The 14,130-nt window shown below is 62.3% G+C and carries 13 protein-coding genes and 1 pseudogene; 7 read left to right on the forward strand and 7 right to left on the reverse strand.

Annotated elements, in window-relative coordinates; all coding sequences use genetic code 11:
- Window positions 1-95: 95 nt before the first annotated feature.
- Window positions 96-1,250: an FAD-dependent urate hydroxylase HpxO gene (gene hpxO, locus ABLU88_RS20980; RefSeq protein ID WP_046877434.1), complete on the reverse strand. Its 1,155-nt coding sequence runs from the start codon at window positions 1,248-1,250 to the stop codon at window positions 96-98.
- A gap of 346 nt (window positions 1,251-1,596) precedes the next feature.
- Here hpxO and ABLU88_RS20985 point away from each other — a divergent pair, with 346 nt between their 5' ends.
- Genes ABLU88_RS20985 through uraH form a run of 3 tightly spaced genes read left to right on the forward strand, consistent with a single transcriptional unit; the run spans window position 1,597 to window position 3,780 of the window.
- On the forward strand, window positions 1,597-2,979 hold the full coding sequence (locus tag ABLU88_RS20985; RefSeq protein ID WP_014228757.1) for a nucleobase:cation symporter-2 family protein: 1,383 nt from the start codon (window positions 1,597-1,599) through the stop codon (window positions 2,977-2,979).
- Window positions 2,957-3,457, forward strand: coding sequence for a 2-oxo-4-hydroxy-4-carboxy-5-ureidoimidazoline decarboxylase (uraD, locus tag ABLU88_RS20990; protein WP_038424292.1), 501 nt, complete (start codon window positions 2,957-2,959; stop codon window positions 3,455-3,457). Before ABLU88_RS20985 ends, uraD begins: the two co-directional genes overlap by 23 nt.
- Entirely contained in the window at window positions 3,454-3,780 is a 327-nt protein-coding gene (gene uraH, locus ABLU88_RS20995; protein WP_025106221.1) for a hydroxyisourate hydrolase, read from the forward strand. Before uraD ends, uraH begins: the two co-directional genes overlap by 4 nt.
- Before the next feature lie 104 nt (window positions 3,781-3,884).
- Here uraH and guaD read toward each other — a convergent pair whose 3' ends face one another.
- Window positions 3,885-5,204 (reverse strand): guanine deaminase, encoded by a 1,320-nt coding sequence (guaD, locus tag ABLU88_RS21000; protein ID WP_025106222.1) that lies wholly within the window; start codon window positions 5,202-5,204, stop codon window positions 3,885-3,887.
- Between the two features lie 109 nt (window positions 5,205-5,313).
- The gene (locus ABLU88_RS21005) at window positions 5,314-6,801 is read right to left on the reverse strand and encodes an NCS1 family nucleobase:cation symporter-1 (protein WP_014228761.1); all 1,488 of its coding nucleotides are present in this window, start codon (window positions 6,799-6,801) and stop codon (window positions 5,314-5,316) included.
- 144 nt (window positions 6,802-6,945) lie between these two features.
- Here ABLU88_RS21005 and ABLU88_RS21010 point away from each other — a divergent pair, with 144 nt between their 5' ends.
- From ABLU88_RS21010 to puuE, 3 genes and pseudogenes are all read left to right on the forward strand, one after another.
- Window positions 6,946-7,662: a GntR family transcriptional regulator gene (locus tag ABLU88_RS21010; RefSeq protein ID WP_064378460.1), complete on the forward strand. Its 717-nt coding sequence runs from the start codon at window positions 6,946-6,948 to the stop codon at window positions 7,660-7,662.
- Window positions 7,662-8,534: pseudogene (locus ABLU88_RS21015) on the forward strand (aspartate/glutamate racemase family protein); the annotation flags it as partial. The gene ABLU88_RS21010 and the pseudogene ABLU88_RS21015, both read left to right, overlap by 1 nt.
- On the forward strand, window positions 8,422-9,354 hold the full coding sequence (puuE, locus tag ABLU88_RS21020; RefSeq protein WP_064378458.1) for an allantoinase PuuE: 933 nt from the start codon (window positions 8,422-8,424) through the stop codon (window positions 9,352-9,354). The pseudogene ABLU88_RS21015 and the gene puuE, both read left to right, overlap by 113 nt.
- A 129-nt stretch (window positions 9,355-9,483) precedes the next feature.
- On the opposite strand, the gene hpxZ is transcribed toward puuE, so the two are convergent.
- The 4 genes from hpxZ to hpxW are packed head-to-tail and all read right to left on the reverse strand — an operon-like array spanning window position 9,484 to window position 13,042.
- Complete coding sequence (gene hpxZ / locus ABLU88_RS21025; protein ID WP_009653539.1) at window positions 9,484-9,870, reverse strand: oxalurate catabolism protein HpxZ; 387 nt, start codon at window positions 9,868-9,870, stop codon at window positions 9,484-9,486.
- Entirely contained in the window at window positions 9,867-11,264 is a 1,398-nt protein-coding gene (locus ABLU88_RS21030; protein ID WP_348837841.1) for an AtzE family amidohydrolase, read from the reverse strand. The genes hpxZ and ABLU88_RS21030 overlap by 4 nt, the downstream gene beginning before the upstream one ends.
- The gene (gene hpxX / locus ABLU88_RS21035) at window positions 11,261-11,449 is read right to left on the reverse strand and encodes an oxalurate catabolism protein HpxX (protein WP_047725089.1); all 189 of its coding nucleotides are present in this window, start codon (window positions 11,447-11,449) and stop codon (window positions 11,261-11,263) included. Before hpxX ends, ABLU88_RS21030 begins: the two co-directional genes overlap by 4 nt.
- A 9-nt stretch (window positions 11,450-11,458) precedes the next feature.
- Entirely contained in the window at window positions 11,459-13,042 is a 1,584-nt protein-coding gene (gene hpxW, locus ABLU88_RS21040; protein ID WP_348837843.1) for an oxamate amidohydrolase, read from the reverse strand.
- A gap of 168 nt (window positions 13,043-13,210) precedes the next feature.
- On the opposite strand from hpxW, the gene hpxU reads away from it, so the two are divergent.
- Window positions 13,211-14,050 (forward strand): MurR/RpiR family transcriptional regulator HpxU, encoded by an 840-nt coding sequence (gene hpxU / locus ABLU88_RS21045; protein WP_004849708.1) that lies wholly within the window; start codon window positions 13,211-13,213, stop codon window positions 14,048-14,050.
- Window positions 14,051-14,130 lie beyond the last annotated feature (80 nt).

Here is a 14,130-nt window from a genome sequence, read left to right on the forward strand (position 1 = left end):
CCCGGCTCGCGCTGCGCTTAGCCGGGCTACGAGCTGACCGGGGCTACGGGTTCCCTGGCGTCTGCGAGCCGGGAAGGGGGCTGATGCCAGCATCTTTACCCCAGCGGGCCGCCCTGAATGGTTTCGCACAGACCGTTGATAATCCGCTCCCCGGTTTCGGATTTCAGCTCCTGATACCAGGCTTCCGTCAGCGCCATATCTTTACCGTGGGTCACATCGCAGCGCTTACGCGCCTTCAGCACCAGGTCGCGGACCCGGTCGCAGCGCTGCGCTTCGTACTGGCGCAATACCTCGGTGATATCCCGGCTCTGGCGGAACAGATCCCCCAGCACCACCGCATCCTCCAGCGCCGCGCAGCCGCCCTGGCCGATATCCGGCGTGGTGCTGTGCCCGGCATCGCCCAGCAGCGCCACCTTGCCGCGAACCAGCCGTTCAAACGGCTCGATATCATGGATTTCAATGCGGTTAGTGGTCTGCGGGTCGAGGGCGGCAATCAGCTTCTGCACCTGCGGCGACCAGCCGCTGAAGTAGCGGCTGAGATCCGCCCGCAGGGTGCTGCGATCCTCGGCCAGCCCCGCCGGGAGCGGAACATCAAAGAAAAAGTAAAACCGTCCATCGGAGACCGGCATCAGCGACACCCGTTTCCCCTCGCCAACGAAGGTGGTCCACTGGTTGCCCGGCGCAATCGCCTCATCAATTTCCACCAGACCGTTCCAGTTAACGTAGCCCGCGTAGCGGCGCTCAGGGGTATAGCCGAGCACGTACGGGCGCAGCGCCGAATGGCTACCGTCGGCGGCAATCAGAAAATCGCCTTCAGCCATCGACCCGTCGGTAAACCAGACGCGAACCCCGTCGGCGTTTTCTTCGCAGCGGGTGACGCGTTTACCAAACTGCACGGCGTCGCGCCCCCAGAAGTTGAGCATCTCGCGCTGTAGCTCGGCGCGGGAAACCGGACAGGGACGGCCGCCGGTGCGCGCCACCAGCGGCGCTAGGCTGAACTGCGTCAGAGTCTCCCCGCGCAGATAATCCTTGTAAGCCAGAAAATACATGGGGCCGCCGTAACTCTCGATAATATCCCCCATGCCTAAATGCTTCATGCACTTAACGCCGTTAGGCCAGATGGAGATAGCCGCGCCCACCGGCTTGATTTCTTTCACCGCTTCAAAGACTTCGCAGTGGATACCTGCATTTTTTAATGCCACCGCCGCGCTCAGGCCGCCGATTCCGCCGCCGATAACTAATGCTTTCATTTGCTTCTCCTTTACATACGTCGTTATTGGCTTGAGCAATTTGCGTACCACTTTGGCGCAGGCGCTGATTTCGCCGATTCGGGCTCCCCGCGACCGTGCGGTTGCACAACGCTGGTGCGCAGAGCGGGTTTTATTGCCTTTTTATGAATCAATAATTTCTAAATTTGTAATTGAGAATCTAATGTTTCATTGTCTTGCCGAGGTCAGACGCCAGGGAACTGGCAAAAATGATGGGTTATCTGCTTGAAAAAACGGAATAAAATTAAATGTTGCGCAAATGTGAGCGAGTTTGGCCTGTTTTGTGCACCCGTTCCCGCACGCTTATTCGCAACGGGATGAAACGACCATGTCAGATGAAAAAAACGGCGGCTTACTGTACGGCCTTGAGCAGCGGATCCCGCCGCTCCCGGCTTTTTTTAGCGCCTTACAGCACGTACTCGCCGGGCTGGTAGGCATTATTACGCCGCCGCTGATTATCGGCGCGGCGCTGGGGCTGGGGGAGTGGCTGCCCTATTTGATCAGCATGTCCCTGCTGGCTTCCGGCATCGGGACCTTCCTGCAATCCAACCGCCTGTGGGGGATCGGCGCGGGCATGATCTGTATGCAGGGGACCAGCTTTGCGTTCCTCGGCGTCGCCATTGCTGGCGGTATGTGGGTAAAAGGGCAGGGCGGCACGCCGCAGGATATTATGGCCATGCTGTTTGGCGTCAACGTTGTCGCCGCGCTGGTGCCCTGTCTCGTCAGCCGCTTTATTGAACCGCTGAAGCGCATTTTTACTCCGGTGATTACCGGCAGCGTGATTGCGCTGATCGGCATTAGCCTGATTAAAGTCAGCGTCATTAACTGGTGCGGCGGCGAGCAGGCTAAAGCGTTTGCCAGCATGAGCAATATCGCCCTCGGCGCGGGCACGCTGGGGACCATCGTCCTGCTGAGCTGTGCGAAAAACCGCTGGCTGCGTCTCTCTTCGGTGGTGGTGGGGATTGCCGTCGGCTGCGCGGCGGCGGCGCTGAGCGGATCGTTCCAGCTTAAAGGCGTCGGCGATGTCTGGTTCCGCTTACCGCAGCTGTTCCCGTTTGGTTTTCAGTTTAACAGCGCGATTTTTCTGCCGATTGCGCTGGTGTCGCTGGTCTGCATTCTTGAGGCGGTAGGCGATCTGACGGCCAATTGCCTGATCTCTCAGCAGTCGATAGATGACGAGGCCTTTCGTTCGCGGCTGAAAGGCGGCATTCTTGCCGATGGCATAAGCTGCATGGTGGCGGCGATGCTGTGCGCGTTCCCCAATACCACCTTTGCGCAAAACAACGGCGTGATTCAGATGACTGGCGTCGCCAGCCGCTACGTTGGCCGCTACATCGGGGTGATTTTGATTCTGCTGGGCCTGTTTCCGCCGTTCGGCGAGATACTGCGCCAGATCCCGGCGCCGGTGCTGGGCGGCGCGACGATGGTGATGTTTGGCTGCGTTGTGGCGGCGGGGATCCGCATTATCACCCAGAAACCGCTAACCCGTCGCGATATGCTGATCGTTGGCCTGGCCTTCGGTTTTGGTCTCGGCATTGAAGCGGTTCCGGCGTTTCTGACCCACTTCCCGCCGATCGTGGGTAACCTGTTCGGTTCCGCGGCGACCAGCGGCGGGCTGGTGGCGATTGTCCTGAATCTGATTATTCCGGAAGAGAAACCGGCCGCGGCGGCGGCCACAAGGAGCACCGATGATCGCGCTGAATCACTTTAATCAGCTGAGCGGCGAACATGCCGTCGCCGTGCTGGAACCCTGCGTGGCCATCTCCGGCTGGGCGGCGGCGCTGGCCGCCGGCCGGCCCTGGCGCAGCCGCGCTGATTTACTCAGCGCCGCCCGGCGGCTGATGGCGGCGTGGGGCGAAGCGGAGCTGACCGAGGCGCTAAGCGCCCATCCGCGTATCGGCGAAAAGCCCGCCGGGTCTCAGGCGCACGCGGCGCTCTCGCGTCAGGAACAGGGAAGCGTTGATGACCGCGATGCTGCGCTGGCGCAGGCGCTGAAAGAGGGCAACGCCCGCTACGAAGCGCGATTTGGCCGGGTCTTTTTGATTCGCGCGAAAGGGCGCAGCGGGGATGAAATCCTGGCGGCGCTGTCGCGTCGCCTGCAAAACAGCGAGCGCGCAGAAGTCGAGGACGCGTTAGCGCAGCTGCGCGAAATCACCCTATTAAGACTGGAAGGAGCGATTGGCGAATGAGTACCTTAAGCACCCATATTCTGGATATTTCCACCGGCCGACCGGCGCAGGGCGTAAAGATTGCGCTGGAGCGCGAAGGCGCGCTGGTTGCCCGCGGCGTCACCGATGATAACGGTCGCATTGGCGAACTCGGCGCCGGGACGCTGGCGCCGGGGCGTTACCGGTTGTGCGCGGAAATCGGCGAGTGGTTTGCCGCCAGCGGGCGCGAGACGCTCTACCTGAGCGCGCAGATTGATTTCGTCATCCGCGAAGCGGCTGGCGAGCACTATCATTTACCGTTTTTAATTGCCCCCGGCGGCTGGTCCACCTATCGCGGCAGCTAAATTTCCCCGGAGGCGGCGCTGCGCGCCTGTCCGGGCTACGAGTTCGGCACTGTCTGTGGTCTGGTAGCCCGGACAGGCACAACGTGCCGCCTCCGGGAAAGGGACTACTGCGCAGCCGCATCCCCCCACACGCGCTCGCCGTTTACCCACGTCTCGCTGATATTACGTTCATCGCCCAGGGTCATCAGCACGAACAGCTGTTCATAGATATCTTTGCAGCGCCCGCTGCGCAACCTTTGCAGCGGCGTGACCGCCGGGTCGATAACCACAAAATCGGCCTCTTTGCCGGGCTGGAAATTGCCAATCTTCTCGTCAAGGCGCAGTGCGCGCGCGCCGCCAAGGGTCGCATGGTAGAAGGCTTCGCTGGCGCGCAGGCGATAGCTTTGCAGCTGGCTGACCTTATACGCCTCGCCGAGGGTGCGCAGCATACTGAACGTGGTGCCCGCGCCAACATCGCTACCGATGCCCATGCGCACTTTGTTCTGCCAGCAGGCCGGTAAACGAAACAGCCCGCTGCCGAGAAACAGGTTTGACGTCGGGCAGAAGGCCAGCGCTGAGCCGGTCTCGTGCAGGCACTGCCACTCGGCGTCCGCCAGGTGAATGCCGTGGGCAAACACGCTACGCTCGCCGGTCAGCCGATAGTGATGGTAGACGTCAAGATAGTGCTCATGCTCCGGCCACAGGCTTTTTACCCACGCCACTTCGTTGAGGTTTTCGCTCAGATGGGTGTGCAGCCAGGTATCGGGAAACTCTTCCCGCAGCTGCCGCACCGCGGCCAGCAGCTCCGGCGTTGAGGTCGGCGCGAAGCGCGGCGTAATGGCATAGCCGAGGCGGCCGCGCCGGTGCCAGCGTTCAATCAGTTCGCGGGTTTGCCGGTAGCTCTGCTCCGCGCTTTCGCTAAGGTAGTCCGGCGCGTGGCGATCCATCATCACTTTGCCGGCGAGCAGGCGCATATTCAGGCGCAGCGCTTCGTTAAACAGGGCATCCACCGATTGCGGATGCAGCGTACAAAAAACCAGTGCGGTGGTGGTGCCGTGGCTCAGCAGCTGGTTGACAAAAAACTGCGCGATCTCCGCGGCGTAGTCGGCATCGGCAAACTGGCTCTCCACGGGAAAGGTATAAGTGGTGAGCCACTCCAGCAGCTGCTCGCCAAATGCGCCGATCATCTCGGTTTGCGGATAGTGGACGTGGGCATCGACAAACCCCGGCAGCAGTAGCTTACCGCGCAGGTCGCGATAGCCCTTCTGCGGGTGCAGAAAGCGTTCGCCCTCCTGCCACGGCAGCAGCGCCTGAATGCGTCCGTCGCGAAGAAACAACACGCCATCCTCCAGATAGCGCGCCTGGCGGGCGATATCGTCGGCGCTCTCGGCAACCCCGGCGATATCGAAAAATGCGCCGCGAACCGCGGCATGGTAGTCAAACATCATAGCTGCCCTGTGGGTTAGCGAAAGGATAGGTTGATTGAGCAAGATTAATGCCAGTTTGCGCAGGCGGAGAGCCGCCGCGACGTGACGCCGCGGCGGGAAAGCCGGGTTACTCTTTCTGGGCGAGGGCGCTGAAGCCGGCGGTGGCGCCGACGCGCTCGTCGCGGGCGATCCAGCGGTAGGCCGCGCCGCTCAGGAAGACGCCGATAAACCAGCTAAAGTTAGCCACTTCGTGCAGGGCCGGAATAAAGCTGATGACCAGACCAATCGCGACGGAGGGTACCAGGGCGGCGATCGCTTTCGGGTTAAAGCCGTTGCGGTACCAGTACTGGCCTTTTGGCGTGTCGTCGAACAGGTCGTTAACGGAAACCTTGCCGCGCTTAATGATGTAAAAGTCCACGATCAGGATACCGAACAGCGGGCCGATAAATGCCCCCAGCACGTCGAGGGTGTAGTGGATCAGCTCCGGCGAGTTAAACAGGTTCCACGGCGTCAGCAAAATCGATCCCACGGCGGCAATCATCCCGCCGGTGCGGAAGCTGATTTTCTGCGGCGAGCAGTTAGAGAAATCGAACGCCGGGGAGACAAAGTTGGCCACGATATTAATCCCGATGGTGGCGGTGATCATGGTCAGCAGGCCAATGGCGACCGCCAGGTCGTTACCCACGCGGCTCACGGTCTCAATCGGGTCGGTGATCATGCGGCCAAACAGCGACTGCGTGCCGGAGACAATCACCACGGTCACGATGGAGAACAGCAGGAAGTTAAACGGCAGGCCCCAGCGGTTGCCGCGGCGGATCTCACCCATGCTTTTGCCGTAGCGCGAGAAATCGCCAAAGTTGAGCAGCGGGCCGGAGAAGTAGGAGACCACCAGCGCGGTGGCGGTGATCATCTGCCAGGTCTGCTCCCCGGCGCTCAGCGATTTGCTGGCGAGGGTAAAGGAGATCCCGTCAAAACCGGTCTTGTATACAATCCATCCCGCCAGCGCCAGCATTACCACGTAGACCGCCGGGCCGGCGATATCGATAAAGCGCTTGATGGCGTTCATCCCGTGCCAGAACACCATCGCCTGCAGCAGCCACATGGTGGCGAAGCAGAGCCAGCCCAGATGCGACAGGCCAAGGAAGCTGGAAGCGGTGAGCGTCGACAGCGAGGGCCAGAACTTCAGCAGCACCAGCATCAGCGCGTTGGCGGCGAGATAGGTCTGAATGCCGTACCACGCGAAGGCGATAAGCCCGCGGATCACCGCCGGAATATTGGCCCCAAAGACGCCAAACGCCTGACGGCAAATGACCGCGTAGGGCACCCCCGCCATCTGGCTGGGCTTCGCCACCAGGTTAGCGCACAGCTGAACGATGCAAATCCCCACCAGCAGGCACAGCAGCACCTGCCAGCTCGCAAGACCAAGGGTAAAGAAGCTCGCCGCCACCACGTAGCCTCCCATGCTATGCACGTCCGACATCCAGAAAGAAAAGATGTTGTACCAGCTCCAGTTCTGGTCGCGCGTCGGCGCCAGATCCTCATTGCAAAGCCGTGGGCTGTATCCAGCGTGGGGATCAGCGGCCTTAACCTGATGCGTATTTTGTTGATTTGGCATGAAACCTGCTCCTGTAAATGAACACCCGTTTAAATGGATTGCCGAGGCTGTTGCAGGAATCAGGCCAAAACAGTTAATTTTGTATGCAAGAATTAAATTTTATGTATACGATCCGATATCAAAAAGTAAAAACCGGAGTGGTGAATGAGCAACCAATATCGTCTGCAGGCCGCGCCAGAGCTGCAGGATAAAGACGAATCCATCTATCAGGCGCTGATGACCGCGATCGTCGAGCATCAGCTGCCGCCGGGGAGCAAACTGCCGGAGGAGGCGCTGGCGGAGGTGTTTGGCGTAAGCCGCACCGGGATCAGAAAAGTGCTGCAACGACTCGCGACTGTGCAAATGGTCGCCCTGACGCCCAAACGTGGTGCACAGGTCGCCAGCCCAACGGTCGAAGAGGCGCAGGCGATCTTCCGTACCCGCGCGCTGCTGGAGGTGGCCAACCTGCCGGATGTGCTGACCCGCTGCCAGCCGCCGCACCTGGCGGCGCTGGAGGCCATTATCCGTCAGGAGCAGCAGGCGCATGAACGCTATGACGGCCCGGCGGCGATCCGCTATTCGGCCGAGTTTCATATCCAGCTGCAGGCGATCTCCGGCAATCAGGTGCTCACCGAGATGGTGACCCGCCTGAGCCAGCGTTCATCCTTGGTTATCGCGGCGTGGGGATCGCCGTGGCGTCAGGGCTGCCGCTGCGACGATCACGAACAGCTTGTCCAGCTGCTGCGCGACAAGGCGCTCCAGCCCCTGAGCGACGCCTTAAGCCACCATTTTGAACATATTGTCGCCAGCCTCTGTTTTGAGCGCTCTGGCGTGACTCTGCCCGATTTTGCCCGGCTGTTTGCCGGCTATAAGGAGCCGTAATGGCCGCTGTTTGTATACAAGTCATCAACCCCAACACCAGCCTGGCTATGACGGAAACCATCGGCGCCGCCGCGCGGGCGGCTGCCGCGCCGGGAACCGAGATTCTGGCGGTCTGCCCCCGCGAGGGCGTGCCGTCGATAGAGGGCCACTTTGATGAAGCCATCGCCGCCGTGGGCGTGCTGGAGCAGATCAAAGCCGGTCGTCAACAGGGGGTAGACGGGCACGTGATCGCCTGTTTTGGCGACCCCGGGCTGCTGGCGGCGCGCGAGCTGGCGCAGGGGCCGGTGGTGGGGATTGCCGAAGCGGCGATGCATATGGCGACGCTGGTGGCCACCCGTTTTTCCATCGTGACCACGCTGCCGCGCACCCTGATCATCGCCCGTCATCTGCTGCACCAGTATGGTTTTCATGACCACTGCGCCGCCCTGCACGCCATTGATTTACCGGTGCTGGCGCTGGAGGACGGCAGCGGTCTGGCGCAGGAGAAAGTACGAGCGCGCTGTATCCAGTCGCTAAAAGAGGACGGCTGCGGGGCTATCGTGCTGGGCTGCGGCGGGATGGCGACGCTGGCCCAGGAGCTGACCCGCGAGCTGCGCGTGCCGGTGATCGATGGCGTCAGCGCGGCGGTCAAAATGGTTGAGTCGCTGGTGGCGTTAGGCCTGTCGACCAGCAAGCAGGGCGATTTAGGGTTTCCGGAAGCCAAGGCGTTGAGCGGCAAATTTCAGGCATTAAATCCCTTTTAATATGAAGAGGTAGCAGATGGCATTTTTGGCAGACGATTACCCGCGCGACCTGCGCGGCTACGGTGGACAGCCGCCGCACGCGCGGTGGCCGAACAATGCGCGCATCGCCGTGCAGTTTGTTCTGAACTACGAAGAGGGCTCGGAAAACCACGTGCTGCACGGCGATGCCGGTTCTGAGCAGTTTCTGTCCGATATTATCGGCGCCGCCAGCTATCCTGACCGGCATATGTCGATGGATTCGCTGTATGAGTACGGCAGCCGCGCCGGTTTCTGGCGCATCCATAATGAGTTCAGCCAGCGGGGACTGCCGCTGACCGTGTTTGGCGTCGCCATGGCGCTGGCGCGTCATCCCGAGGTGGTCGAGGCGATTAAGTCGGCGAACTATGACGTGGTCAGCCACGGCTGGCGCTGGATCCACTACCAGAATATGCCTATCGAGCAGGAGCGGGAGCATCTTCATAAAGCCGTGCAGGTGTTAACCGATCTGTTTGGCAAACCGCCCACCGGCTGGTATACCGGGCGCGATAGTCCCCATACCCGCCAGTTGGTGGTGGAGCACGGCGGTTTTGATTACGACAGCGACTATTATGGCGACGATCTGCCGTTCTGGAGCGAGGTGGCCTGCGGCGACGGGACGCGTAAGCCGCACCTGATCGTACCTTATACCCTCGACGCCAACGATATGCGCTTTGCCACCGCCCAGGGGTTCAATACCGCCGAGCAGTTTTACACCTATTTGAAAGACAGCTTCGATGTGCTGTACGCCGAGGGGGCCTGCGCGCCGAAGATGATGTCCATCGGGATGCACTGCCGCCTGCTGGGGCGCCCGGGCCGCTTCCGCGCGCTGCAGCGTTTCCTTGATTATGTGCAGCAGCACGACCAGGTTTGGGTCTGCACTCGTCAGCAGATTGCCGACCACTGGCGCGACGTTCATCCGTTCCGGGGGTAAAGGCGTTCCCCGGGTCGCGCCGCAAGCGGCTTACCCGGGCTACAGCTCTGCAAACGGCCGCAATCCGGTAGGACCCGTAGCCCGGGTAAGCGCAGCGCAACCCGGGGGATACCGGGAAAGGCGCGGGGCTTAACTCATCAAACTCACCTGGGCGGCGACGATGCGCCAGCCGCAGGGGAAGCGCACCCAGGTTTGCTGCTGTCGGCCAATGCGTTCGCTGCCTTCGCGGGTGAATTCGGTGCTGCACACCGCGTAATCCTCGCCGAAGGTGGTGATGGTGGTGTGCCGCAGCGCGCGCTGCAGGCCGGCGGCCGGGCGGGCGGCGCGAAAGGCGCGGATTTCGTCGATACCGTAGAGATTTTCCCCGGCCCCCAGCCGCACCGTGCGCTTATCGTGCCAGAACAGCTCATCCAGCACCGCGATATCGTTGCTCACCAGCGCTTCCTCATAGCGGTAAAACGCCGCCGTCACCTCCGCGAGAACCAACGGGCGATTAATCTGCTCTTGCGTCATCATGCTGCTATCTCCACCGGGCGGGCGTCGGTAATGCCCATCTCTTCCAGCGCCCGCGCCGCGCGCAGACAGGCTTGTTCATTAAAAGGCGCGGCAATCAGCTGCAGGCCAATCGGCTGACCGTTCGCCGTACGCAGCGGCACGGTGACCACCGGCAGGCCAAGGAAGGAGATGGGCTGGGTCAGCATCCCCATGCTGGCGCGAATCGGCAGCGGCTGGCCGTTAATCTCCATGGTCTGCGCGCCGATGAGCGTCGCGCTGCACGGCGTGGCCGGGGCGATCAGCACATCCGCATGGGCGAACAGGGCTTTAAACGCCTGCTGCGCGTGGCGGCGGAAGCGCTGGGCCTGAAGATACCAGGCCGACGGGATCATCGCGCCCGCCAGCAGGCGCTCGCGGGAGTTCGGCTCAAAACGTTCGGGCTGGCTACGCAGCGCGGGCAGGTACTGATTTCCGCCCTCGGCGGCGCTGATAATAAACGCCGCCGAGCGGGCCAGCTCCGCCTCCGGGAAAATCACAGCCTCATGCGCCGCCAGCGCCCCGGCGACGCGAGCGACGGCCGCACGGGCGTCGTTATCGCACCATGTCGTAAAATAACCGACGAGCGTGGCACAGCGCAGGCCTTCGAGACCGCGCGACAGCAGATTAGCCGTGCGCTCGCTGGCCTTGTCGGCCTGAAAACCATCGCCCGGATCGCGACCCTGCAGCGCATCGTAGACCGCCGAAAGGTCGCTGACGCAGCGGGCAAACGGACCGATATGGTCGAGGCTGGCGACGAAAGGATGGCTGCCGGAGCGCGACAAACGGCCAAAGGTCGGCTTGAGGCCGAAGATCCCGCACAGCGAGGCCGGGACGCGAATGGAGCCGTTGGTATCGCTGCCCAGCGAGAAATTCACCAGCCCGGCGGCCACCGCCGCCGCCGACCCGCCCGAGGAGCCGCCTGCGATCCGCGAAAGATCGTGCGGGTTACGCGTCGCCCCGTAGTGGCTGTTCTCGGTGGTAAAACCGTAGGCGTAGGCATCCATATTCAGCATCCCGGAGAGCAGAGCGCCCGCGCTATGCAGCTGGCGCACCGCCCAGCTGTCGGCGGCGGCGGCGGGGCGATCGCTCAGCAGCTGCGCCCCGGCAAGGGTGGTATGGCCGGCGACATCGAACAGATTTTTCACCGCGTAGGGAACGCCTGCCAGCGCGGGCAGGGGCTTTTTTTCCCGCCGCAGGGTATCGATATTCTCCGCCTCAGCGAGCATGCGCTTTTCGCTGACGTGGGTCCAGGCGTTGATCTGCGGGTTAACGCGGGCGATGTTCTCCAGGGTGTGGCGGGCGATCTCTTTGGCGCTGAGCTCGCCGGCGGCCAGCGCGCGCTGGATTTCGTGAATCGTCATTTCAGGTAGCTTCATGCTTTATAGACTCCGGCGATTTCGACGCGATCGTCGAGGGGAAAGGCCAGCAGCGGCCCGGCCATGGCGGCAATGCGGCTAAACTGCATCCTGAGCTCTGCGCGCCGCGCATCGTCCAGCTCCAGCGCCAGCAGCTGTTCCATTTGTGTGAGGTAAGCGTCCCATTCATTGTGCGGTGTGTTCATCATCAGCTCCTAATAACCGGCGGCGGAGCCGTTGCTGCGCGGATCGCTGGCCCCCTCAAACAGGCCGTTGGGATGGCGTACAATCGCCCCGGCGTGGCCCATGGCTTCGCTAAAATCGGCCAGCACGTCAACGTCGTGCCCCAGCTGACGCAGGCGGGCAACGCTTTCGGCGCTGAAGCGGCCCTCCAGCTTGAGCGAGTCGGAAGTCTGCCCCCAGGTACGCCCCAGCAGCCAGCGCGGCCGGGTGATGCTCTCCTGTAGCGGCACGTTTTGCATGACGTAGCGGGTGAAAATAGCGGCCTGAGTTTGCGGCTGGCCGTCGCCGCCCATGGATCCGTACACCATCACCCGGCCATCGTTCAGCCTTGCGGCGGCGGGGTTGAGGGTGTGAAACGGCTGCTTGCCGGGCGCCAGCGCCAGCAGGTGGCGCGGGTCGAGGCTGAACGATGCCCCGCGGTTCTGCCAGACAATGCCGCTTTCCGGCAGCACCACGCCGCTGCCGAACTCGTGGTACAGGCTTTGGATAAAGGAGACCGCCAGCCCGCTTTTATCGATAACCCCCATCCATACGGTGTCGCCCGGGCCTTTGCCCGCGCCCCACGGGGCCGCCCGCTGGTCGTCGATATTCTCCGCCAGCGGCTGCAGCGCCGCCGGCGCCAGCAGGCTCTGGATATCGACATCAAGGTGGCGGGGATCGGTGATATGCGCGTCGCGCAGGCCGAAGGCCAGCTTGGTCGCCTCCACAATTCGGTGGACGGTCATCGCATCGTCGGCATCGGCCATCGCCAGCCTGTCGGTGATGCCGAGGATCGCCAGCGAAACCAGCCCCTGGGTCGGCGGCGCGAGGTTCCACAATTCGCCGTGCCGGTGCGCCAGCCTGAGCGGCTGGGGGCGGCGAGCGCGATGCTGCCGCAGGTCTTTCAGGGTGACGGGCAGCCCGTACTTTTCCATACCGCGGGCCAGCTGCTCCGCCAGCGGGCCGCGATAGAAGCTGTCTAAACCGTCTTCGGTTAATCGGCGCAGGGTGTTCGCCAGCGCCGGCTGCAAAAAGCGGCTCCCGGCCTTCGGCGGCTGGCCGTCCACCAGAAAGGTTTCGGCGAAGCCGGGCTGGTCGCGCAGTTCGCTGAATTTATCGGCGGTCGCGCTGGCCTGCGAGGCGGTCACCGGGATACCGCCGGCGGCGTAGCCGATGGCATCTTCCAGCAGACGCGTCAGCGGTAGCGATTTCCCGGTTAACTCCCGCGACACCTTCAGTGCTTCGTCCCAGCCGCTGACGGTGCCCGCCACGGTCAGGGCCGCCTGCGGTCCGCGGTGGGGGATCTGCGCGAGGCCGGCGTAGGCCTGCGGCGTCGCCAGCGACCCCGCCGCGCCGCTGGCGTCAATGGCGATGGGATCGCCCTCGGGGGGCACGATAAGCCAGAAGCCATCGCCGCCGAGGCCGTTCATATGCGGGTAAACCACGGCGATGGCCGCAGCGGCGGCGACCATCGCTTCTATAGCGCTTCCGCCTTCGCGCAGAACCGCCAGCGCACTCTGGCTGGCCAGATGATGGGGCGCAACCGCCATCCCGCGGGCGGCAACATGACTTTGCATGGGGTGTCCTCAATTAAGCGAAATGTCCGCAGAGGGTTGCAAAAGCTGTTCCATATCTGAACGTAAAGTTTCAATCGCTGCCGACGATGCGCGTTTTTTGCCGAACTGGCATGCATTATGAAAGGCGTTAGCGGTATAGTGCGGTGAAACGAAAGTTACAGAGGTCTTATGCAACAGCTTGATGAACGACTGAAAGAGCAGTACCCGTCATTATCGCCCCAGGAGCAGCGGGTGGCGGATTTTATTTTCGATCATTTTGATGACCTGATTAGCTACAACAGCGCCGAGCTGGCGCAGCTGAGCGGCGTATCGAAAGCCACGGTCAGCCGGCTGTTCAAGCGCCTGGGCTATGAAAAATATAAAGATATGCGCGATGAGCTGCGCACCCTGCGCCAGAGCGGAATGCCGCTGACCGATAATCGCGATGCGGTGCAGGGCAACACGCTGCTGGCGCGCCACTATAAACAGGAGATGGCCAACCTGACCCAGTGGGTTAACGCCCTTGATGTCCAGCAGTTCGCCGAGGCGATTCAGGCGCTGGTGAGCGCCAGGCGTATCGTGATTATCGGCATGCGCAATGCTTATCCGGCGGCGCTGCATCTGCGCCAGCAGCTCCTGCAGGCGCGCGGGCAGGTGCTGGTGCTGCCGCAGCCGGGACAAAGCTTAAGCGAAGAGCTGGTGGACTTAACCGCCGACGATCTGGTGGTGGTAATGGCGTTCCGCCGCCGCCCGCGAATTATTCGCCCGCTGCTGCAGCAGCTGCAGAGCAGCGGCATTCCGGCGCTGCTGATGTGCGAGCCGCAGGCCCACGGCCTGTTTCCGCTGGCGCGCTGGCGGCTCTGCGCGCCGCTGGATAGCGTATCGGCCTACGACAGCTACGCCTCGGTCAATAGCCTGATCAATCTGCTGTCGAACGCCTTTCTGCACGAAATTCTCGATAAAGGCCGCCCGCGCATTCACGACATCGCCACCCTTTATCAGCAGCTGGACGAGCTGGAACAACGATAATGGGGCGCCAGCGTGGTGCTTTGCATGGTTTTGGTGCGATCAAATAATGGGGGAACGCGCGGTCGTTCCCTCTTAATTCC

This window comes from Klebsiella sp. GW_Kp182, from assembly GCF_040062275.1.
Taxonomy (GTDB): Bacteria; Pseudomonadota; Gammaproteobacteria; order Enterobacterales; family Enterobacteriaceae; genus Klebsiella; species Klebsiella michiganensis.

Excerpts from the sequence above, each read along its gene's own strand:
- hpxO (WP_046877434.1), bottom strand. The coding sequence starts at position 1,250 with ATGAAAGCATTAGTTATCGGCGGCGGAATCGGCGGCCTGAGCGCGGCG.
- ABLU88_RS20985 (WP_014228757.1), top strand. The coding sequence starts at position 1,597 with ATGTCAGATGAAAAAAACGGCGGCTTACTGTACGGCCTTGAGCAGCGG.
- uraD (WP_038424292.1), top strand. The coding sequence starts at position 2,957 with ATGATCGCGCTGAATCACTTTAATCAGCTGAGCGGCGAACATGCCGTC.
- uraH (WP_025106221.1), top strand. The coding sequence starts at position 3,454 with ATGAGTACCTTAAGCACCCATATTCTGGATATTTCCACCGGCCGACCG.
- guaD (WP_025106222.1), bottom strand. The coding sequence starts at position 5,204 with ATGTTTGACTACCATGCCGCGGTTCGCGGCGCATTTTTCGATATCGCC.
- ABLU88_RS21005 (WP_014228761.1), bottom strand. The coding sequence starts at position 6,801 with ATGCCAAATCAACAAAATACGCATCAGGTTAAGGCCGCTGATCCCCAC.
- ABLU88_RS21010 (WP_064378460.1), top strand. The coding sequence starts at position 6,946 with ATGAGCAACCAATATCGTCTGCAGGCCGCGCCAGAGCTGCAGGATAAA.
- puuE (WP_064378458.1), top strand. The coding sequence starts at position 8,422 with ATGGCATTTTTGGCAGACGATTACCCGCGCGACCTGCGCGGCTACGGT.
- hpxZ (WP_009653539.1), bottom strand. The coding sequence starts at position 9,870 with ATGATGACGCAAGAGCAGATTAATCGCCCGTTGGTTCTCGCGGAGGTG.
- ABLU88_RS21030 (WP_348837841.1), bottom strand. The coding sequence starts at position 11,264 with ATGAAGCTACCTGAAATGACGATTCACGAAATCCAGCGCGCGCTGGCC.
- hpxX (WP_047725089.1), bottom strand. The coding sequence starts at position 11,449 with ATGAACACACCGCACAATGAATGGGACGCTTACCTCACACAAATGGAA.
- hpxW (WP_348837843.1), bottom strand. The coding sequence starts at position 13,042 with ATGCAAAGTCATGTTGCCGCCCGCGGGATGGCGGTTGCGCCCCATCAT.
- hpxU (WP_004849708.1), top strand. The coding sequence starts at position 13,211 with ATGCAACAGCTTGATGAACGACTGAAAGAGCAGTACCCGTCATTATCG.